The organism is Sediminibacterium sp. (genome assembly GCF_051861365.1).
Classification (GTDB): Bacteria; Bacteroidota; Bacteroidia; order Chitinophagales; family Chitinophagaceae; genus Sediminibacterium.
Map to the genome: position 1 here is coordinate 1 of NZ_JBHYCW010000042.1, position 22,196 is coordinate 22,196.

Here is a 22,196-nt window from a genome sequence, read left to right on the forward strand (position 1 = left end):
ATGGGAGGAAAAACAGAAAAATATTACCTTAGAAAACTCTAACTAAACGTGGCACTAAATTATGGGGAGCTTACACAATGTCAGGGAAAGTTTAAAAAAATAAAGTGTGATATATCACACAAATAGAAAATTGCCTTATCTTTATTACATAGGGCTTACCCTATTTATAATTAAATTTGCGAACCTTCACATAACTAATTTGAAGCATTCGCTTTGAGTCTCGCTCTGAAACCTCGGAAATTTCATAGTGCACGAGACAATAAGTAGAATGCCCACGTTCCGGCGTGGGCTCTCTTATTCGTGCACGGGTCCTCCGAGGTACCCAGAGCGGTAAGTTGAGTTCCACGCTATTTTTTTGCGCCTACTTAACTTACCGGGACTCCTTTTGATGAATCATTCAAAACAGGAGTATGAAAAACCGGCAGATATCTATTCTTCACAGTCCTTCCCCCCGTTGGGCATTGCACCTGCTCTTGACACAGTTTGCAAAAAAGCCCAAGAACCCCATATAACCTCGAGTTAGTGGCATTCAGCCACACCCCACTTTTATCGATCAATTCTTTCACTTAAAAACATTCTTCATGAGAGCTATATTTCGTGTACGGGCAATCTATTGCCTTTGCCTCACTATGAGTTCGGTATTGTTACATGCCCAAAATTATGAGGTAAAAATCCTAGATGCCGAAACCAAAACACCCATAGAAGCCGCTGCCGTTCACTTGAAAAAAAACAAACAACTAGCCATCAGTGATGCCAGTGGAATCGTCAAACTCACGCGTATCCAACTACCGGATTCGATTCAGATTACCGCACTCAATTACCGAACAGTCAATCTGCTATTCAACCCTCAAACAACCATCTATTACCTCCAACCATTCGCTGGTGAATCTGAAGTGATTGTGCAAACAGGTTACCAAAGTCTACCAAAAGAAAGAGCGACAGGTTCCTTCACACAAATTGACAACCAACTCTTCAATCGCAGAATATCTACCAATGTACTAGAGAGATTGGATGGAATTACACCCGGTGTTTTATTCAATAAAAACAACGGGGAAGAAGCCTTTAATATCCGGGGACGCAGCACACTCGAAGCAGGTGCATCTAGACCATTGATTGTCCTGGATAACTTTCCCTTTGAAGGTCAGATCAATCAAATCAATCCCAATGATGTGGAATCAATAACTCTATTAAAAGATGCGGCAGCGGCTTCCATCTGGGGTTCGCGTGCAGCCAACGGAGTAATCGTAATTACTACAAGAAAAGGACGTTTAAACCAACCACTCCAAATCAGTTTTACACAGAACCTATCGGTAGGAGTTATGCCCAATCTCTTTTACAACAGAAACTACCTTACCTCATCAGAATACATAGAAGCGGAACGACTACTCTTTGATAGAGGGTTTTACAATGCTAGCTTGAGTAATACTACTACCCGTCCGGCTATTTCACCCGTAGTAGAACTGCTCAACCAATTCAGAAGTGGAACTATTACTGAAAGTGCCCTCAATAATGAATTAAACAACCTCAGTCAACAGGACTTACGTCGACAATTTAGTCAACACCTCTATCAACGCGAAGTCAACCAACAATATGCTTTGCAGTTGCGGGGTGGTAGTGATCAACACAGCTACTTGTTTTCTTTTGGTTATGATGATAACAAAGAGCGGCAGCGATTCAATCAAAATAGTCGCTTGACACTACAAGCGCAGCAGTCTTTTAAGTTAAGACCCCAACTGGAATTAACGACTGCTTTGTATTATGTGGCGAGCAAACAAAACAGACCCAATAGTTTTCCTTACCGGGGAAATGCATTATCCCCAGCGTCCAGTACCCAACTATATCCCTATGCACAAATAGCGGATGCCGGCGGAAATCCGTTGCCTACCATGAAGGATTACCGCAGTAGCTATTTGGACAGTGTTGAAGCGTTGGGGTTCCAGCCTTGGAGATTCTCAGTGTTAGATGAAATTGCACAAACACAACATGAAGAGCAGACGAGAACCCTAATCGCACGAACGGGACTGAAGTACCGCATCACGGATGCATGGACAGCAGAATTACACTACCAGCAGGAATACCAACAAGCATTACTGTTGAATCTAAAACTTGAAAACAGTTATACTGCTCGCGATTTGGTCAATCGATTTTCACAGCGTAATCCTACCACTGGAGCCTTCACCTATCCCTTACCCAAGGGTGGAATATTGGAGCAGGCACAGTCGGACTTAAACAGCCAAAACCTACGTGGTCAAATGCAATACCAGCAAAAATGGTCAGATGCACATGAACTCAATGGTATGGCTGGATTTGAAATCAGACAACGCAAAACAACAGGCTTCTCGCGAACGGTTTATGGTTATGAAGCAGCCTATGGCATTGGTATCTCCAATTTGAATTACCAAACAAGTTTACCTGTTCATCCATTTGGTACAGCCATGATTACTTCAACGCCTAATAATAGAACTGAAACTTTAAACCGTTTCTTTTCCTATTATGCGAACCTGTCATATAGTTATCACAAACGATATACATTCACTGCGAGCGCAAGGTCTGATGCCGCTAATCTATTTGGCGTTCGCGCCAATCAGAAAAGAACGCCACTCTGGTCTTTGGGCGGGTTATGGGATATATCCAAAGAAAGTTTTTACAAACTATCTTGGTTGCCTCATTTAAAAATTCGCGCCACTTATGGATTCAATGGAAACGCTGTCAATGCCAATTCTCTGTTGACAGTTCGTTTTGGAACTAGTGGCTTAACGGGTTTTCCAATGGCCACACTTGCTTCCGCACCGAATTCCGAATTACGTTGGGAAAAAGTGGGAACACTGAATTTAGGGGTTGATTTTAGCAGCCTTTCAGGAAAACTCCATGGCTCCATCGAATGGTACAGAAAACGCGGATTGGACTTACTCCAAGAAACGGTCCTCCCACCTTCAACAGGCTTTTCATCATTTAGTGGCAATGGTGCATCCACCCTAACTACGGGATGGGAATTCCTTATTAATTATGCTGTTGTACGCAAAAAGAACATGGAATGGAATATGCAATTGGTGTTGAATACATTAAAAGATCAAGTCATCGATTTTGAAAGAACAAATTCACCTGCACAATTTGTTCGAACAACAGGAAACCTTATTGCAAAGCCCGGTAAACCCTTATTCAGTATCTGGAGTTATCCTTGGGCGGGTATTGATCCCTCTAATGGAGATCCAATGGGTTATTTAGCAGGTGTTCCCAGTAATAACTACACCAGCATTATTGCTGCTGCACAATCCGACAGTCTGGTATTTCATGGATCGGCTCGTCCCACTTTTTGGGGAAATCTTCGACAAGATTTCCAATACAAACGATGGGGGTTTTCCCTAAACCTGATCTTCAAAGGTGGCTATTACTTTAGAAGTGGATCCGTTAGTCTGAACTATCAGGATTTGGTCTTGGGCAGACAACACCGCGATTATGCTGCAAGGTGGCAGACAAAAGGAGACGAACTAAAGTCCAATGTACCCTCCATTATTTATCCGGGTAATGTGGCAAGAAATGACTTCTATACCTATTCAGCTGTCTTAGTGGAGCGCGGGGATCATTTGCGCTTTCAGGATATTCGATTGTCTTACAGACTAGGACCTTGGGGTAAAAAACACCTCACTTCGCTGGAACTCTATGGATACCTCAATAATATCGGAATCCTCTGGCGTGCCAATAAAAAAGGTATCGACCCCGATACCAATGATATTGTTTTAGGCATTGAAAACATTCCGGCAATCCGAACCGCTACGATTGGACTCAAACTTCACCTTTAATTATCACCATCATGAAAAGAAAATATTATAGCCTCTATTTATTGATCTTCCTGTTTGTTGCTTGCCAAAAACAGGAACAATGGCTCGAAGCAAGAACCAATATTGCAAGTGTGGTTCCCTCCAGTTTGAAAGACTACAGCGCAATAATGGATGCAGATTTTTTGGTCAGGTCTTATGGCTTTTTGGCCATTTTAGGGACCGATCATATCTACCTGACCGATGCAGATTATAATGCAGCTTTCAATGGTCCTGAAAAAAACGGATTTATATGGGCAAAAGATGTGTACGAGTCATTCACTAGTATCAGTGAATGGAATGGCATGTACCAAAAAATTGCCATGAGTAATATTTGTTTGGAAGGACTGGAGAAGCTAACCGTACGTAACAATGAACTACCGGAATGGAATCGAGTCAAAGGGACTGCTCTTTTTTTTCGAGCCTTTTGCTATTATCAAATGTTACAACACTTTGCAGTTCCCTATGAAGCTGCGTCTGCACAAACAGATCTGGGAGTACCACTCAGATTAAGCGCCGATGTTAACATCAAACTAGGTAGATCAAGTGTAAAAGATTGTTATGATCAGGTTCGCTCAGACCTAACCCAAGCCATAGCCTTATTGCCAGCACAAACTGCTGTAAAGACAAGACCTACAAAAGCTGCAGCTGAAAGTTTACTAGCGCGGGTATATCTCATGCTAGAGCAGTGGGATCAGGCTGAAAAACATGCAGCGATGGCACTGGCGACACAATCTACACTCATTGATTTTAACACACTGAATGCTGCTGCAACGATTGCTTTTCCAACTCTTCAAGTGGGGCATGCTGAAGTTATTTTTTATGCAGAAAGTTCTTCTTCTAGCTATTATGGGGGGAACCGTCCTTTGTTCGATTCTACGCTATACCGTAGTTATGTCAACAATGATTTACGCAGGACAGTTTTTTTTAGATTATTCAACGGTCTTCCCATCTTCAAAGGATTTTACACAGGACTCGCGACTCCGCCATTCTCAGGCATCGCAACCAATGAACTCTATTTGATTCGAGCGGAAGCTTTGGCACGACAGGGGCTCAAAGACCAAGCCATGGGTGTACTCAATAGTTTACTGATCAAAAGATGGCGCAATGGCACTTATATACCTCTCACAGCTGTGGATGCAGGAGATGCTTTGGTCAAAATTATTACAGAGCGAAAAAAAGAATTACCACTCACAGGAAGTTTGGTTTGGGAAGATTTAAGACGGTTGAACAAAGACCCAAGATTTGCAAGGACTTTACGAAAAAGGGTCAATGGTGTATTCTACGAATTACCACCAAAAGATCCGCGCTATGTATTGCCCATTCCGGATATCGAAATCAAATTATCAGGCATCCCTCAAAATATCCGCTAATGAAAAAGAACAGCTTCATCCTATTGTTATTCCTGGCGATACAACTAAGCGCGCAGGAAAATGCATTCATCATACATGGAACGACACATCCCGACATCTATCCGATTGTAAAAGTTTTCCTGCGATATGAAAATTTTCAAGGACAACGAGTAAGTGATACGGTTCATGTAGAGAAAGGGAAATTTGTATTGCGAGGCAAACTGGCGCAAGCCTCCCGTGTGATGATTGGTTTTATGCCGGATACTAGTTCAGCATTGGTGAAAGTTAAACGATCCAGTACATTCCCGATAACAATAGATAACGAAACCATGGAACTTGATTTCGTCATAGCTAATCAACTGACACTACGTGGATCTGCCACACATGATGATGAATTAAGATGGATTACAACGCTTAAGCATCAGTCAGCTACTATCAGCAAAGCTGAACGAATCGATTCTTTTATTCGTGCAAATCCAACATCCGGTTATAGTCTTGTATTATTGAGTGACTTAATCAAATTCACTGATCAATTACAACAAATAGAATCATTGTTGTATTTACTACCGGCATCAGCCAGACAATCCTCGTTGGGTCAAAAAATTGCAGATGAAATAGCGAAACGTAAGACAATCGATATTGGCAACAAAGCACCCAATTTTGAGTTAGCAGACAATAAGGGTAACCTGCATACATTAACATCCATGAGGGGTAAATATGTTTTGCTCGAATTTTGGGCATCTTGGTGTACACCGTGCAGACAAGAAAACAAGTTTATCCGAGAAGCATGGAAGAATTTACAACAGGAACCCATTGTGCTGGTGAGTATCTCTATCGATGGTGAACAAGGAAAAAAGGACTGGTTGGATCTTCTTGCAAAAGAACAACTTCCTTGGCTACAGTTATTAGATCCGGGAGGACATCAAGGTAAAGTCGCACAGGCATTCCAAATCAGTGGAATACCTAAAAATTTCTTGATTGACCCGGAAGGGAACATTATTGCGTTAAACATTCGAGGAGAAAACCTCAGTGACAAAATCAAACCCTTTCTGAAATAAATAAAAAACCAGCAGGCTATGGTCAAGCCTGCTGGTTTAAAACATGAGCTACCACCATTAAGGTATCAGGTAGTAAGATTGTTCTTCTCCACTCTCCGCATAATTCAACTCATTTTGCGGGTTGTTGTCACCGGCAGCACCTGTCCATACATATTCACAATTGAATTCGGGATGTGGTTCACAGGTTCCTCCAGAAGAGGGTTTTACTGCAAAAAAACCATTAATGTCCCTGTAATAAACAGTGGTCGGTGCCTTGGCAGTGAATGCACTCAGCATTCCTGCAAGGATCACAAAGGCAAAAAGAAAATGGATCTTTTTCATACGTTTTTGTTTGAATTGGATTGCCTACTTGTTTGATTCGGAGGCATCGGCTTTCCCCCTTTTCTCACGGCCATGAAATAAGTTATCTGTATCGGGATACAATAAATACGCAGCTAAAGAAAACAGTGTCAGCAAACTGTTAACGAATAGATGTTGCGACCAATTGAGTTGACTAAATAAGCCACCACAGGGGCAAATACTTTTGTCGAGGCCGCTGAAATAAACATAGAAAACATACAGGGTGAAGACCGACATCAAAAAGAAAGAACACAACAACCCTTTTCTCCTCCAACCAGATCTTATAAGCAGGATGATGAGGAATATTTCTATCAGTGGTACAAGAAAAATCAGGATAGAAGATATCCAATGTGCAAATGGTTGAGAGAGCATTGAACGACTATAATGAGAAAAATTAAACAGCTTGGATGCCGTTGTATAACTCAATACAAAAATGAGTAGGCAAACACTAATCTGTATGACCATTTTATTTTTCATAGCGATGGATTACCGAACCCTAAATTACCTTTTCCCTTTTCTATGCTCTATACCACACATAACCCGAATGGAATATTTAATACCCAAAAAAGCAAATAGGCAAGAAAACTACCAATTGAGTTATTGAAATAGCCGATTCTGTTATATTTCACCTTTAAAACAAAAAAGGCTTTCAGTTTTTTCGTCCAAAAAAATACATGAGAAACTTTCTGTTAGGCACACTAGTCATCTTATCTCTGGTAACGGGTTGTATCAAACAAACGCAAGAACCAAAAGAAGCTGTTATTAATTATCTTTCCCATCATTTATCAACATCCGATTTTGCAGACCTTGATAAAACTTCCATGAGGGAAAGTCCTTTTCTTATTCGTTTCACATCGTTAAGTGAACCGGATAAGCAAATCTTATTGCAGAAAAAATCAGATGGCTCGTTCGCAAACGGAAAAATTCTCTTTATTAAAGGGGCAATTAACAAAGAAGGTTATCAGGGTAGTATTGAAACTAGCAATCTGGATCACAGTAATAAATTCAGTTCTGTTATTCGCAACGGATTTATTTTGTCATCGCATACAACTGCTGTCACAACCACTATATCTACCAACCAAACATCTTCAGATCGATGTAATGATTGTTCAATTCCAGAAGTCATTGTTTCTGCCACCTATCGTAATCCATATTATAATGCCGATGACCCCTTTGTATGGCTTAATCTATTCTGGCTGATGGGTGGCGATATGCCCAAAACAGAATATCTTCCATTAGGTGGCGGGGGTGGTGGTTCAGAAAAAATCGATACTGAAATAGCAGAGAACAAAGAAAAAATTGATGCTAAAAAATACATGGACTGTTTTGATAACATCGCAGATGTTGGAGCAACTTGCACCATTACCATTTCTACAGATATTCCCATAGATAGTAAGCCTGATCAATTCTTTGATGCATCAGCAGGAGCAGTAGGGCATACATTTATTGAACTATGGAAAATGGCACCAAATGGACAAATAGTATCACAAAACATTGGCTTTTATCCAACCGGTACATTAAAAGCTGCGACTGGTATGAATGTTGAATCAAAGATTGTAGATAATGCTTTTCATGAATACAACGCTCGTTATACAATTTCAGTATCACCAGCGCAATTGAGAGCTGCCACCAACCAAGTTCGTACCTTAGAGCAAAACGCATATAATTTATCAAGTTTTAACTGTACCGATTTTGCATTAACCGTATTCAATGCAGCGGGGGCTAACCTTACAATTCCTAAATACCAGATACCCGCTTATGGGTCTACATCAGGAAGCAACACGCCGCAAGGGCTATACAATAAACTAATGGAAATGGGGGCTGCAGGTAATACTGGTGTACAGACCAATGGAGCAAAGGGATATGCTGGAACGAGTCATGGACCCTGTAATTAATCATTTAGTCTTTATTACTTATGAGAAAAGATAAACTACTTAACATGTTCACTCACCCTCTTTTTCAACTATTCAGTTTTTCGGCACTCATTTTCCCAGGGCAGATATTTGATTTACCTTATCTCCTTGTACTAAGATGGACAATTGGCGATCCTGCGTTTTTTACCATATCAGGTATTCTGGGATTATTGCTAACATTTCTTTCTATTCTTACTTATAGAAAAATACTGCAATTGATTGCCTTGCTCATCATGTGGCTTTCATTAATTGCATTTGTATGGCAACTTACCCCGACCATAAAATTAGCTATTTTAGAAAACCCTGTCTCACTACTAACCTGCTTTCAATTTTTACTGATCTCACTTTTAATTGTGTATAGAAAATACTATGGAAGAACTGCTTAAATTACTCGAAACCTTTCACCCTGTTGACCCACAATTACAATTATTCTTACTACATAACTTACCTAAAGAAACCCATCGAGCAAATAAAGTGATACTGGATGAAGGTCAGGTCTGTGAATGGATTGCCTTTGTTGAGAAGGGTCTCTTGAAAATTTATTATGAAAATGAAGATGGGTCCGAGCGAATCGTTTGGTTTCATAAAGAAGGAGATATTATTGGCTCGATGAAAAGTTATTTCAGTAGTCAGCCTTCTCGTCTAATGATTCGCACCATGGAAGAAAGCCACTTACGAAAAATGAAAAAAGTGGAACTCGAAAATTTGATGCAAAAATTTCCAGGTTTCTACATCAATGCCCTTCGTGTCACTGAACAATATTATGCCCGAAGTGAAGATCATGTGATCTTGTTATCAATGCCACCAAAAGATCGTTTTCTAAAGCTTCAATTGGATTACCCTTGGATATTGAATGACAAAAGAATCAAAGATTATATGCTGGCTGATTATCTATCTATCAGTAAAGCTACACTAAGCCGTTTCAGGCATGGCAAATTTTAATCTAGTATTTTGCAAATAAATTGATGCAGAAAATCCTTGAAAGTTAATGCACTAATTAAAAAATAATTCAGGAACATTAAAAATAGGTACTTACTCCAAATTGAAATCCTGCTAACTTAACTGGTGGATTACCTAAGATATCTTTCTGCCAATTGTAACGATAATTTAATCGAATCACTGTTTGTGCTGTGGGTCGCCAACTGATGGCTGGAACAATGGAAAACAACTCATCACCAATATTATCACCAGAAGATTTAAATCTTCCCTTATTCCAGTCCACATATTCAAAGCGTAATGCCGCATTGATAACTGATTTTTCAAAACCAAATACAGGATTTCGAAAAATAGGTTGTACAAAATCAATAAAGCCACCTTGTTGTTTACCGCCGAATTGCTCGGTATAGGTTTCTGGCACATCTACATTTACCCATGCCCATTCTGCATTAATATAAGTGTTGATTTTAGGAAGGGTAGTATTAAAGTCTATCGCAAATACATTGACGCTTCTTTTTTTATCCAAGACTAATCCATCATCTTGATATTTATTATAGATGCCTCCCATATAGGATAATCCTAATTCACCTATCCTCCTGTTTCTTACCGCAACTTTACCAGTGAACAATGGGCTACCATTAGCGCTTTCTTCAAATCGGTTTTTGTTTTCTTTACTAGCTGGCAGGAATGTTTTGCTCTCCGCATTATCAATAATTTTATCATCAAACCCATTGGTGAGGTATGCTTCATAAGCATACACCCAATCCTTGGTATATTTTTTTCCAAACAAACCAAAACCGATATTGCTCCAGGTAGCTGGGAGCATTTGAGTGGCTGACACTGGGCGGTCAATAAATTCCCATTTAGGTCCATCATGATTTTGATTAAATGCACCGATCGGGTTCATGACAATGCCGCCCCTCAAATTAAAGAGAGGCGCAAATTCAAAATCAACAGATCCAAATTCAATATTGATTTCTTTGGTACCATCTTCAAATTCTATTTCACTTAAAAATTTTATCCTTTTGGAAATAGAGGAGGAAACAAATAAAGTCAGTCTTCTCATTTGAAACTGGTGACCCTCTGAAATCCCATCTTTCTGGAAGTATTGATAATTGGCTTCCGCATAACCACCCAATGCGACAGGAAATTTACCGGACTGAAGAAAAGGTCGGTTATACACGGCATCCATGTTTAATAGCATACCCGATGTGTCTTTTGCCATGCTGCGAAGTAACACAGGGTCTATCTGTGCAATAGCAGTTGAGGAAAAGAAAACAACTGTCAGTAAGAAAATAAATAGTCTCATATTTTTCTCAAGTCAATGAATAGTTCGTTGTTATTGATCGTTACAGGGAAAGTTCGCAGGTTGCTGTCGGCAGGTCCGTTGGTTACTTTACCGCGATTATCGTACTCACTACCATGTGCCGGACACTGTAGGTACTCACCTGCTACATTAAGTTCGGCTCCCTGATGCGCACATTGCATCCAGATAGCTGAATAGTCTTGATCGCTAAACCGGTACACACAAATCGGGAACACCAACGCCTCATTACGTACGACGATGTATAAGCGATGTTGATCACTTTCCTTAATGAGAAACTCTTGTTTATCTATTACGATGCCGTCTTTGAGTAACTTACCAGTTGAAAATTTGGTAGTTGCGCAAGCACTCAAAACTGTTGCCACAGATGATGCGCCAAGGCAAGCTGTACAGGATCTAAGTATAAAGTCTTTTCTGTTCATCTGTTCATCTGTTCAAAATACTACAGTGATGCTAAAAATTTCAATAGGTTGTTTTTCTCTTGTGTTGAAAGTTGTATGAACTTATTTCTACTCTGCTGTGCTTCGCCTCCATGCAGGACTATGGCTTCTTCAATACTCTTTGCCCTACCATCATGCAGTAGAAAATACTTCCCTCCTTGCGAATTCGGAGACAAACCCAATCCCCAAAGCGGTGGAGTTCTCCATTCAGCCGTTGTTGCACTACCCTCAGTATAACCATCATCTAATCCCGGTCCCATGTCATGTAACAACAGATCTGTATAAGGATGAAATGTTTTGTTTGATAATGGAGCGATAGTAGAAAAATCTGTCTTCAGTGTCTGCTTATGACAGCTTTCACAACCCGTTTGTATAAATAGGCTTTCCCCTTTAATTACTTCAGCATCATTTTGATGTCTTTGAATAGGTGCTTTCAAAGTTTGTAGGTAGAAGACAACATTATGTACCCTTACATCAGCAACCTCGGGTTCAATATCCAATCCGGTATAAACGTCTTTTGGTTGAAAGGTAGAAGTGATACCAATATCTTGATTGTAAGCATTTACTGTTTGTTGCAGCAAATTATACGCCGCCGCCTTTTTACCAAAACGATGAATGTACTTGCCGTTTCTTGCAATGGCATTTGTAAAGGGAGTTATAAATGGAGGCAGGTATTCATAGTTGGGGACACCACTGATCCCATCACCATTTGCATCATTAGGATCAGCCATTGCCAATATATCGGCATCGGTAACCAGTTCTAAAAACCCTAATCCTGTATTAGCGGGGGGCATAAAATTTGAAAATGTGGCTCCACCAGGCATCTGCTCAGGCATATAGCCGGGTAATGCCCTGTTTTGTAATTGCGGTCCGCCCAGGTGCAAAAATTTGTTACCTGTACTGTCCACCTGACCAAACCTTGTAAGCGTGGTAAAGGGATGTCCCTTGCCATCACCTGCATGACAACTTCCACAGCTGGTGGCAACAAAGACAGGTCCTAAACCGTTTGCCGAAGTGAATACTTCATCATTAAAAGCTACATCACCTGCCAAAAATCTTCTTTGCTCTTCGTAGCTAAGTCCTTCTACAGGACCGTCCAATAACGCATCCTCTGGAGGAGTTTTTGGTAATATTTTCTGACAGGCAATGATGGCGGTAATCCACAGAATAATTATGGATAAGAGGATTGTTTTCTTCATTGTAAATATAGATACGTTAAGTTAAAATTAGATTATTTTAATTAATAAATTAGGTTGATCTAATTTATTTTTTATACAGGTTTACGTATCTTCATCAAAACAATAGAATCGGTGCATTCATTTACAGAAGAAAACTATCTCAAAGCTATTTATAAGTTGCAGGAAGCCAATGGTTTAGTAGTTGCCACTTCAGCACTTGCGCAAGTGCTGGAAGTGCATGCCCCATCTGTAACGGATATGCTGAAAAGGATGGCAGGAAAGAAACTCGTCACTTATCAAAAGTCGAAAGGAGTTAAACTAACAGAAAAAGGAAGACAGGTGGCTGTTAATATCATTCGCAACCACAGGCTTTGGGAAGTTTTTCTGGTCGATAAATTGGGGTATAAATGGGATGAAGTACATGACCTCGCAGAACAACTAGAACATATACACAGTGAAGATCTGACCAATAAACTGGATAGTTTCTTAGGATTTCCCAAAGCAGACCCGCACGGCGATCCAATACCGGATGCAAATGGTATTCTTCCGAAATCAAAAGCTGTTTTGCTATCTACCCTTAAAATGGGAGAGCGAGGTACTTTCACCGGAGTGACAGATCATACGCCTGCATTTTTAAATTACCTGGATAAGTCAGGCATTTCTTTAGGCAACAGTATAAAGGTGAAAGCCATTGAGCAGTTTGACCAGACTTACACAATACAACTAAAGGATAAAAAAGATATAGTAATAAGTTACAAAGTAGCAAATAGCTTATTAGTAAATAAATCAGAAGCGGCTTAGTCCAAAAAAAATGTCCATTTCTTTGATGGTATATACTTCCCCCCTATCACCCGAAATTATATGCAAAAATAATCATTGATGAGTCGCTTTTACTTTTAAAAACCTATTTACTTACAACAAGATTTATTCATTTGTATAGGTGGACAAGCGACAGTGCCATAACTACAAAATACACAACAATCTCCCTGCTGCGGCTTTAATACAGTTTGGCAGTTTGTACATTGATAAAAATATTGACAAGCATCCGTCGGCATTGTCTCCTCTTGCTGAAAACCACAATTTGGGCAAGTGATAGTGGATTGCAGTGTTAATGTATTTTCCATACTTTCTTAGTTTTTATCGAAGCAAGATTTACCACTATCGGGTAAAATCATAACCTTTTACTTTATACCCTGTTCTATTAATGGCTGCTTCTATTGTTTTCTCATCAATTTTTGAGTTGTCAAAACTGACTAAGCTGCTTTTGGTGGCATAGGAAGTTTGATACGTTAATACTCCATTTACTGTAGACAGCGCTCTGTTTACATGCTCCTCACATGCTTCGCAAGTCATGCCTTGTATAGTGAACTTTATTTGTTGTTGTTGATCAACCACTGCAGGAGCTACTGCCTGTACTTTTTGTTTTGGATAAAACATTTTTGCATACAGCGGAAAAGTCATCATCAAAATAGCAAATACAGTTACGATGGCTAAAAATGTTGTAGACTGGAGGAATGAAGGTTTCTTAGTTGTTTCGCAGTTGCAATCTATAACGCTTATCTTAGCTGGTTTTAATTTAAGATACCATGCAAATGCTAATACAGCAATTGATAACCCTACTAAATACGGTCTGGCCGGTTCTATCCATGAAAAATTAGCGACAATACTGCTGCTACCGGCAAGTAATGCAATAACAGGGGTTATACAACAAAGCGAAGCTGCAATAGCAGCAAGAACACCTGCGCCGGTAAATGTGCCTGCTGATTTTGTACTTATCATACCGTCTCCAGTTTTAGAGTTTGTACATTAATATACTTAAAGAAAGGCTTTAAAATCTTTAGGTTTTCTTGTGTAAGGGTATAATAAATTGTTTGCCCTTCCTTCCGGGTTTCAACAATATTTCCATCCTTCAGTTTTCGCAGATGTTGTGATACTGCTGGAATACTCATCCCCAAAATATCAGCAAGGTCACAAGGACATAATTCTTTCTCTTCTTCCAATAAATAAATAATCTTAAGCCTTACTGCGTTACCTGCCAAGGCTAATATGTTAGACAAGCTTGTAAAAGATTTTTGTGCAGTTCGCAGCTTGTTTTTACAATTCTTTATTTGTTCATGGTCGGCAAAGAGCCTGACACAAGTATTGTTACCCATTCGTCAAAGGTAGGATAAATAATTATTTAAGCAAATACGTAAATAATGAAATACATCCTATAACATTTCTTTTAAACCTTCATCCTTTGAATTCTAACCGCATTTAATATGGCTAATAAAGCAACCCCAACGTCCGCAATGACTGCTTCCCATAAAGTAGCTACGCCACCTGCGCCTAAAATCAATACAAATGCTTTTACCGTCATCGCGATAATGATATTTTGCCAAACAATGCTTCGGGTTATCTTTCCAATTTTAATGGCCGAAACTATCTTTTGTGGCTGATCGTTTTGAATAACCACATCTGCTGTTTCAATGGTGGCATCGCTCCCTAAACCGCCCATTGCTATTCCGGCATCCGCTAATGCAACCACGGGTGCATCATTAACGCCATCACCAACAAAAGCGATATGTAGTCCTTCATCTTTTAATTTCTGTACTTTCTCAACCTTGTCTTCTGGCAGTAAATCACCATAGGCCTTATCTATGCCAATCTTCCTTGCGACTTCATCTACTACAGATTGTTTATCACCTGAGAGCATTACCGTTCGAATATTAAGACTGTGCATGTCTTTGACCGCCTGCACAGCATCGTCTTTTATTTCATCAGCAATAGTTATAAAACCTGCATATTGATTGTTTATGGCTACAACTACAATTGTGTCAACAATGCCTTCTATTTCCGTTGGGTAGGATATATTGTATTTCTTCAGCAGTTTTGCATTACCTGCAAGCAAGTCCTTTCCATCCACCTTTCCTTTTAAGCCATGACCTGCTATTTCTTCTACTGCATCTGCATTGATACCATTAACAGTTTCACCGGCATATTCCGTTACGGCTTTGGCTATAGGATGAGTTGAATTCTTTTCCAACGCAGCCGTAAGTTTTACCAGTTCTTTTTCATCCATGTTGACCGAAACGATTTCTTGTACTTTAAATACACCTTTTGTCAATGTTCCGGTTTTATCCATCACCACTACATTAACCTTAGTCATTACGTCAAGAAAATTCCCCCCTTTAAATAAAATACCGTTTCGGGAAGCAAGACCTATGCCACCAAAGTATCCCAATGGAATGGATACCACCAAAGCACATGGGCAACTGATCACCAGGAACACCAGAGCTCGATAAAACCATGTTTGAAAATTATAATCCTCCACAAAAAAGTAAGGGATAAAACAAACAGCAACAGCAAGAAAGAAAACGATTGGTGTGTAGATTTTGGCAAATCTGGAAATAAATAGTTGCGTTTGTGATTTTCTTGCAGTGGCATCCTGTACCATTTCTAAAATCTTACTTAGTTTACTGTCTTTAAACAAGGCTTTCACTTTGATTTCTGCTACTGTATTCAGGTTAATCATTCCCGCCAGAATGGTTTGACCTTTATATTTGGCATCTGGTTTACTTTCCCCGGTTAAAGCTGCTGTATTAAATGATGCATTTTCTGAAATCAATTCTCCATCCAATGCTACTTTTTCACCTGGTTTTACCACGATGGTCTCGTCTAACTCAATAACAGAAGGGTTAGCGATAAGCTGTATACCATTTCTTAACACCGTTACTTCATCAGGTCTTACGTCTAGCAGTGCTTTGATACTTCGTTTTGCATTATTCACAGCTGCATCCTGAAACCATTCTCCTATCTGGTAAAAAACCATTACTGCTACACCTTCTTCATATTCTCCAATAACAAATGCCCCGATAGTAGCAACACTCATCAACACAAATTCATTGAAAATATCTCCCCGTTTTGATTTCCTTAGGGCAAGGTTCAATACTTTATGACCTGCCAATAAATAAGCGACCAGGTTTATAGCTAGTGAAGGAATTTTAGGGAACTCAATTTTGAAACCATATTCCAGTACAAGCAGAACGATTAATATGGCCAATGCCATTAATAGATCCCAATGGTTCTTCCAACCCGATTCGTTTTCATCCTTAGCTGTTCCATGACCATCTGCAGTAATTTTTGTTTCATCATGTTTATGTGTCATAATATCATATTTAATGTAAAAAAAATGTAATAATCCCTACTATAATTAAAACTATACCTGTAATTCTCTTTTCATTATGCTCAATAAATTGTGAATTCATCATTTGAACGCCTTTAAATGCAAATATCACGAGTGTGATAATTCCGGTAATGCTGATTACTGCATATACAAGGGCTATCAATAAAATACCATTCAACCCATAGGCACCAGCTGTCAGGAAAAGACTTTCCACTTCCAGGCAGGGGGATAAAAACATGGTGGCCGCTAAAATTAATACCCACTTAGTTTTTGACTTTTTATAGTACTGTACATCTTTATTGGCAGTATGATGATGAGGCAGGTTAACTGTAAAATATATTAATCCGAATATGATCAATAATACTGGGGCAATTACATGTACATACCCTTCATATTGATGTGCCAGCTTTGAACCTACCATTCCGAGAGCAATCCCAAGAATAACAGTACCCATCACATGGGCAGAGGCAGTGATAGATGCAACCAGTATCAATTCATATTTTTCCCATTTCTCAGACCTTGCAATAGCCACTAATGGCAACCAGTGGTTGGGGATAAGGGCATGAATAATCCCTAATAATATGGTACCCGTTATTATACTATACATGTTACAATACTATTACTATACAATTTTATCTTAATCAATTAATCTTTATTTTCTTTTTCATTGTGCTTGTTTATCATTTTCTTTTTCCATTTTACATACCAATGCTGGTGATGCAACGAAAGCAGGAAGTACAAAGCAATTGCTCCAACAATAGCAATAATAAACATACTGAGACCTACTGCCACACCAACTGCTGCAGTACACCAAACCGTGGCTGCTGTTGTGAGGCCATGTGATGTTTCTGCACTGCTGTTGCGATAAATAATACCAGCCCCAAGAAAACCCACACCGGTGACAATATTGGCTATTACTCTTGAAGCCGCAGCAACATCGCTAACAAGATGAGCTGCAACAGCTGTAAATAAAGTAGCACCGATACACACCGCAGCATATGTTCTTATGCCGGCATCACGACCATGCTTTTCTCTGTCAAAGCCAATGAAAGCTCCAAGTAGAAATGAGGCTATTAGTTTTACAACAATTATTAATTCAAGTTTGACATCCATTTTTCAGTATTTACATAACATAATAGTTATTCGGATTTTCTTCAGCCGGAACATTTTTATCACCACTCATCTGTTTTAAATGAATTTCTATGGTTGTAGAAAGACTTGTCATTGGTGTAGCCATCGGTGTGTTTTCAAAAATGTTTGTATGGGTACGGAAGCCCTGCCAATCAAGGTTTCCCAGTTTTAAAAGGGGCAAACAAAGCAGGGTTCCTACCCATAGTATTTTTATTCTTCTTCCTCTACATTGTTCATCTTCGACAATAAATCATAAGCTCCGTTAATCACCACTCTAATTTTCCTGTTAAATCCTTCTGGCAAAATCACTTCGGTATAACCATTTTCCGAAACACCTGTTACCACTTCAATTCTCTTAAAAGGAATATGCTTTTCAGTAGCTGCTTCTTTTTTCACATCGGTGGCTTTTTTTTCGTTATTCCCTTCATCTGCCGCTATAAAAATGTAAGATTTACCTGCTGATTGAACGATCGCTTTATCAGGCAGCGCAGTAGTAGTAGCAATACCTGTTTCTACAATTCCTTTTAAATACATCCCTGGCAACAGGTCATTGTCCTCCTGTAACAGATGCCCATGAACCCTAACCGTTCTTTCAGCACTGATTTCACGCCCAATCAAATGCACTTCTGCAAATCGTTCCTTTGTTTCATTATTCAATAAAAAACGGATTTTCTGACCAATCTTTAATTTCGGAACATCCTTTTCAAAAATGATAAGTTCTGCATGAAGGTGACGGGTATCTACAATTTCAAATAGTTCCTGGTTAGCGTTTACAAACTTCCCGATATTCACCAATACCTTAGTAACATAGCCTGATATTGGAGCATAAATATTTGCCCTGCCAGAAATGTTTTCCGGGTTAATTTTCTCGGGATTGATATTAATAAGTCCCAGTTTTGATTTTAATCCCTGCACTCTTGCCGCTATACTGTTATATTCGCTGCTGGCTTTTTGCAATGTTTTTTTTGCATTTACATTTTCTTTTGCCAGTTCCTGTTGACGTTCCAATTCTTCTTTCAGGTAAATCAACTGACTCTTATAATCCAGATAATCCTGCTGAAGCTGGATAAATTCGGGGTTTTCAAGTACGGCTATTACTTCACCTTTTACAACAGGCTTTCCCTGCAGCAAATCAGTATTTTTTAAGGTGCCACCATAGGGAGAAGATACTGTTAACAGCTGTTGCGGAGGAACATCTAGTGCCCCTGTTGCCCTGATAACGCTGCTAAGTTTTTTTTCTTCTATAGCACCGTACTGAATATTGACCGTTTTAAACTGGTCTTCCGACAAGTCCACCATATCTGCTTCTTCCGTTTTCGTTGCTTCAACCGGGATTGCTTCTGCATTTCCTTTAGGAGAGCAGGATGAAAACCATATGGTAGCCGCAGTCAGTATAACAAGTGAATTCAAAAATTGCTGTTTCATATTAATTTTATTTTAGTCCGTTCTACTTAATTGATGCCGCCGATAAATTCGATGGCAATGACGGTTTGATTATATTGATTTAAAAGTTTGGTGTATCCCTGTTTTACAACAACGGCATTATTGAGTGATTGTGTCAATTCATAATAACCGATTTCGCCGGTAGTAAAAGCCCTTTGTGCCTGTGTAATGATGAGATTGGTCTGTGGCAAAGCGGTATTTCGGTAATAGTTGATTTGAACTTTTTGTTTTTGCAATTCGCCAAACAGTCTTGCTAATTCACCTTGCAGGGTGAATTGATAATTGGTCAGTTCTGCTTCACGACGCTCCCGGTTTACTTCTGCCGCTTTTATTTTTTCTTTTTGTGCCCTGGCAAATATGGGAATGCTGACACCCAAATTAACACCTTGGAAACGACTGCCAACGCCATAATATTTATCAACTCCATTCACAGTTTGATACCCTACTAAAGATTGATTGAAATAGCCTACCGAGAAATCTGGTTTTAATCTTGACTGCTCAACAGCTTTCTCTTTGTTTGCAATATCAATCTGCTGTTTAATAAAGGCAAGTGTCGGGTTACCAGCAATAGCAGCGGTATCAAAATTTACCTGTATCTGCTTTTCAACAAGTAAAGTGTCGGCAGTTGACGTAACAGAAGAATCTGCGGTAAACACTTTCAGGCGGTTTAATTCAATGCGGTAATCCTCTTCTGCACTTCGCAATTGAGCCCTTATCTCATTCACCTTGCTTTCAGCATTGTAATTTTCTAATGCATTTGTTTCACCCGTTTTATATCGCAATGCAGAAGCTTTCAATATGTTTTCATAAATGGATAGCAGTTCCTTCAATAACCTTATTTCCTCCATCCAAAAACTTAACTGGTAGTACGATATTTTTGTATTCGCAGCAAGTTCAGTTTGATAAACCTTCAATTGCAGTTCACTGCTTTTAATATTTGACTCAGATAGCTTTATGAGACTTTTAAAGTACCCTGGATTCTGTATACCCTGGGTAATGCTGAAATTATTATCATATGCTATACGACTGTTATACTGCCCAAATGTGAGTCCTACATTTGTTTTGCCATAATCTTTCACAGTCTTCTTCAACTGCTGCTGGTAACTTATATCCAGCGCTCCCACTTTAACCAAGGGGTTATTCTTCATAGCTGACGCAACAGCATCATTAAGATTGATAACTATCTTTCGCTGTTGCGCATTTGCAGTAAAGGATGAGGCTAAAAACAGGATGAGTAATGAAACCAACCCTTTCGTCACATCAGGCTTCATCGTTTTGGGTTTTATCTTCTCAAACCATGTATATAATACAGGCAAAACAACCAGTGTTAGAAATGTGGCCGTAATCAACCCACCAATTACAACCGTCGCCAAGGGCTTTTGTACTTCTGCTCCGGAACCTGTTGACAATGCCATTGGCAAAAAGCCCAAAGAAGCAACCGTTGCAGTCATTAATACAGGTCGCAACCTTACAGAAGTTCCTTTTAAGATGATTGCATTTATATCTGTCATACCTTCCTTTTTTAATCGATTAAATTCGCTGATCAATACAATACCATTTAATACTGCCACACCAAACAAGGCTATAAAACCAACGCCAGCCGAAATACTAAATGGCATTCCCCTTAACCATAAGGCAAATACACCACCGATAGCACTCATCGGTATAGCTGTAAATATGAGCAGGGAATATTTAATTGACCCAAAGGTGAAATAGAGCAATAAGAGTATCAGCGCTAATGCTACTGGTACAGCCACTGATAATCGCTTATTGGCCTCTTCAAGATTTTTAAACTGTCCGCCATAAGTAATAAAATATCCGGGGGGCATTTTTACCTGTTTATCAATTTTTTCCTGGATTTCTTTTACAACCGATGAGATGTCCCGGCCTCTTGTATTAAAGCCAACAATGATTCTTCGCTTAGCATCTTCACGTTGTATCTGGTTAGGACCTAACTCCATATTGACATCGGCTACCTGCTCCAACGGAACCTGGTTGCCATCCGGTGCGGCTATAAATAATCCTTTAACATCATCAATACTCTGGCGTCCTGTTTTTTCTAACCTTACCACCATATCAAACCGTTTTTCGCCTTCATAAACAATACCTGCGGCTTCACCTGCAAAAGCAGCGCTGATGGTACGGTTTATATCTTCTACATTTAAACCAAATTGCGCAATCTTATCCCGGTTTAGTTTAACCATAATTTGCGGCAGACCAGTCACCTGTTCTACATATAAATCTTCTGCACCTTTTACCGTGGGTACAATCACACCAATTTTTTTTGCCAGATCTGCCAGTACATCTAGGTCTTCTCCAAATATTTTAATCCCCACATCCTGCCGAACACCTGAAATCAGTTCGTTAAACCGAAGTTGTATAGGCTGTGATAACCCATAGGAAACACCGGGAATTTTCTCCAGCTCCTTTTGCATCAATTCTGCCAGTTCTTCCCGGTTATGTGCACTGGTCCATTCCTTTTTATCTTTTAAAAGAATGGTAATATCACATGCTTCTATAGGCATAGGATCGGTTGGTATCTCAGAAGCGCCAATCTTTCCGATCACTTCTTTAACTTCAGGAAATTTTTTCAACAGTAAATCGGAGGCCTGTGTTATTTTTTCGATTGTTTGGCTTAACGAACTACCAGTAAGTAACCTTGTTTCTACGGCAAAATCTCCTTCTTCCAACGTGGGAATAAATTCACCACCTAATGTTTTAAAAATGACAAGGCTGATGACAAATACTCCCACAGCAATGCTCACCACTAATAATTTCATCTTTAATGCACCACGTATTAATGGCGTATAAAGTCGTTGGAAAAACTTCATCATTTTATCTGAAATATTTTCCTTGTGGCTGACTTTCTTACTTAATACAAGGGCACTCATCATGGGTACATAAGTAAGTGAAAGCAGGAATGCACCCAGTATGGCGAACGAAACTGTTTGTGCCATTGGGCCGAACATTTTTCCTTCGATACCAACCAGCGCAAGAATAGGCAGGTAGACAATCAGGATAATGATTTGTCCGAATGCAGCCGAGTTCATCATTTTACCTGCTGATTTATATACTTCATCATTCAATTGGTCTTGTGTCATT

At 39.4% G+C, this 22,196-nt stretch carries 20 protein-coding genes; 7 read left to right on the forward strand and 13 right to left on the reverse strand.

Annotated features, from left to right (window positions below; genetic code table 11):
• The first annotated feature begins 581 nt into the window (after positions 1-581).
• Genes ACTIEV_RS14380 through ACTIEV_RS14390 form a run of 3 tightly spaced genes read left to right on the forward strand, consistent with a single transcriptional unit; the run spans position 582 to position 6,225 of the window.
• Positions 582-3,800 (forward strand): SusC/RagA family TonB-linked outer membrane protein, encoded by a 3,219-nt coding sequence (locus ACTIEV_RS14380; protein ID WP_322195687.1) that lies wholly within the window; start codon positions 582-584, stop codon positions 3,798-3,800.
• A gap of 11 nt (positions 3,801-3,811) precedes the next feature.
• Positions 3,812-5,188: a RagB/SusD family nutrient uptake outer membrane protein gene (locus tag ACTIEV_RS14385; protein ID WP_322195686.1), complete on the forward strand. Its 1,377-nt coding sequence runs from the start codon at positions 3,812-3,814 to the stop codon at positions 5,186-5,188.
• The gene (locus tag ACTIEV_RS14390) at positions 5,188-6,225 is read left to right on the forward strand and encodes a TlpA disulfide reductase family protein (RefSeq protein WP_322195685.1); all 1,038 of its coding nucleotides are present in this window, start codon (positions 5,188-5,190) and stop codon (positions 6,223-6,225) included. The genes ACTIEV_RS14385 and ACTIEV_RS14390 overlap by 1 nt, the downstream gene beginning before the upstream one ends.
• Before the next feature lie 57 nt (positions 6,226-6,282).
• Here ACTIEV_RS14390 and ACTIEV_RS14395 read toward each other — a convergent pair whose 3' ends face one another.
• Together ACTIEV_RS14395 and ACTIEV_RS14400 are read right to left on the reverse strand one after the other, a co-directional pair.
• Positions 6,283-6,546, reverse strand: a complete 264-nt coding sequence (locus tag ACTIEV_RS14395; protein WP_322195683.1) for a hypothetical protein — start codon at positions 6,544-6,546, stop codon at positions 6,283-6,285.
• A 24-nt stretch (positions 6,547-6,570) separates the two neighbouring features.
• A complete protein-coding gene (locus ACTIEV_RS14400; RefSeq protein WP_439516719.1) occupies positions 6,571-7,041 on the reverse strand; it encodes a MauE/DoxX family redox-associated membrane protein in 471 nt (156 codons plus the stop codon).
• A gap of 197 nt (positions 7,042-7,238) precedes the next feature.
• On the opposite strand from ACTIEV_RS14400, the gene ACTIEV_RS14405 reads away from it, so the two are divergent.
• Genes ACTIEV_RS14405 through ACTIEV_RS14415 form a run of 3 tightly spaced genes read left to right on the forward strand, consistent with a single transcriptional unit; the run spans position 7,239 to position 9,419 of the window.
• Positions 7,239-8,459 (forward strand): hypothetical protein, encoded by a 1,221-nt coding sequence (locus tag ACTIEV_RS14405; protein WP_322195682.1) that lies wholly within the window; start codon positions 7,239-7,241, stop codon positions 8,457-8,459.
• Positions 8,460-8,479: 20 nt separating this feature from the next.
• Complete coding sequence (locus tag ACTIEV_RS14410; protein WP_322195681.1) at positions 8,480-8,863, forward strand: hypothetical protein; 384 nt, start codon at positions 8,480-8,482, stop codon at positions 8,861-8,863.
• A complete protein-coding gene (locus tag ACTIEV_RS14415; protein ID WP_322195680.1) occupies positions 8,847-9,419 on the forward strand; it encodes a Crp/Fnr family transcriptional regulator in 573 nt (190 codons plus the stop codon). The genes ACTIEV_RS14410 and ACTIEV_RS14415 overlap by 17 nt, the downstream gene beginning before the upstream one ends.
• 76 nt (positions 9,420-9,495) lie before the next feature.
• Here the strand turns inward: ACTIEV_RS14415 and ACTIEV_RS14420 are convergent, their stop codons facing one another.
• The 3 genes from ACTIEV_RS14420 to ACTIEV_RS14430 are packed head-to-tail and all read right to left on the reverse strand — an operon-like array spanning position 9,496 to position 12,376.
• Positions 9,496-10,722: a hypothetical protein gene (locus tag ACTIEV_RS14420; protein WP_439516720.1), complete on the reverse strand. Its 1,227-nt coding sequence runs from the start codon at positions 10,720-10,722 to the stop codon at positions 9,496-9,498.
• Positions 10,719-11,159 (reverse strand): Rieske (2Fe-2S) protein, encoded by a 441-nt coding sequence (locus ACTIEV_RS14425; RefSeq protein WP_439516721.1) that lies wholly within the window; start codon positions 11,157-11,159, stop codon positions 10,719-10,721. The genes ACTIEV_RS14420 and ACTIEV_RS14425 overlap by 4 nt, the downstream gene beginning before the upstream one ends.
• 20 nt (positions 11,160-11,179) lie before the next feature.
• On the reverse strand, positions 11,180-12,376 hold the full coding sequence (locus ACTIEV_RS14430; protein WP_439516722.1) for a di-heme oxidoredictase family protein: 1,197 nt from the start codon (positions 12,374-12,376) through the stop codon (positions 11,180-11,182).
• A 111-nt stretch (positions 12,377-12,487) separates the two neighbouring features.
• Here ACTIEV_RS14430 and ACTIEV_RS14435 point away from each other — a divergent pair, with 111 nt between their 5' ends.
• Positions 12,488-13,156 carry a metal-dependent transcriptional regulator gene (locus tag ACTIEV_RS14435; RefSeq protein ID WP_439516723.1) on the forward strand — a complete coding sequence of 223 codons (669 nt, stop codon included), beginning with the start codon at positions 12,488-12,490 and terminating at the stop codon, positions 13,154-13,156.
• 107 nt (positions 13,157-13,263) lie between these two features.
• On the opposite strand, the gene ACTIEV_RS14440 is transcribed toward ACTIEV_RS14435, so the two are convergent.
• From ACTIEV_RS14440 to ACTIEV_RS14475, 8 genes are all read right to left on the reverse strand, one after another.
• Positions 13,264-13,479, reverse strand: coding sequence for a GDCCVxC domain-containing (seleno)protein (locus ACTIEV_RS14440; RefSeq protein ID WP_439516724.1), 216 nt, complete (start codon positions 13,477-13,479; stop codon positions 13,264-13,266).
• 34 nt (positions 13,480-13,513) lie between these two features.
• Positions 13,514-14,134 carry a mercuric transport protein MerTP gene (gene merTP, locus ACTIEV_RS14445; protein WP_439516725.1) on the reverse strand — a complete coding sequence of 207 codons (621 nt, stop codon included), beginning with the start codon at positions 14,132-14,134 and terminating at the stop codon, positions 13,514-13,516.
• Complete coding sequence (locus ACTIEV_RS14450; protein WP_294993905.1) at positions 14,131-14,508, reverse strand: ArsR/SmtB family transcription factor; 378 nt, start codon at positions 14,506-14,508, stop codon at positions 14,131-14,133. Before ACTIEV_RS14450 ends, merTP begins: the two co-directional genes overlap by 4 nt.
• Before the next feature lie 71 nt (positions 14,509-14,579).
• A complete protein-coding gene (locus ACTIEV_RS14455) occupies positions 14,580-16,397 on the reverse strand; it encodes a heavy metal translocating P-type ATPase (RefSeq protein ID WP_439516726.1) in 1,818 nt (605 codons plus the stop codon).
• A gap of 115 nt (positions 16,398-16,512) precedes the next feature.
• Positions 16,513-17,127 carry a hypothetical protein gene (locus tag ACTIEV_RS14460; RefSeq protein WP_439516727.1) on the reverse strand — a complete coding sequence of 205 codons (615 nt, stop codon included), beginning with the start codon at positions 17,125-17,127 and terminating at the stop codon, positions 16,513-16,515.
• Positions 17,128-17,165: 38 nt separating this feature from the next.
• Complete coding sequence (locus ACTIEV_RS14465) at positions 17,166-17,633, reverse strand: MgtC/SapB family protein (RefSeq protein WP_294993913.1); 468 nt, start codon at positions 17,631-17,633, stop codon at positions 17,166-17,168.
• Positions 17,634-17,861: 228 nt separating this feature from the next.
• Positions 17,862-19,076, reverse strand: a complete 1,215-nt coding sequence (locus ACTIEV_RS14470) for an efflux RND transporter periplasmic adaptor subunit (RefSeq protein WP_324206529.1) — start codon at positions 19,074-19,076, stop codon at positions 17,862-17,864.
• 26 nt (positions 19,077-19,102) lie between these two features.
• Complete coding sequence (locus ACTIEV_RS14475; protein WP_439516728.1) at positions 19,103-22,180, reverse strand: CusA/CzcA family heavy metal efflux RND transporter; 3,078 nt, start codon at positions 22,178-22,180, stop codon at positions 19,103-19,105.
• Positions 22,181-22,196 lie beyond the last annotated feature (16 nt).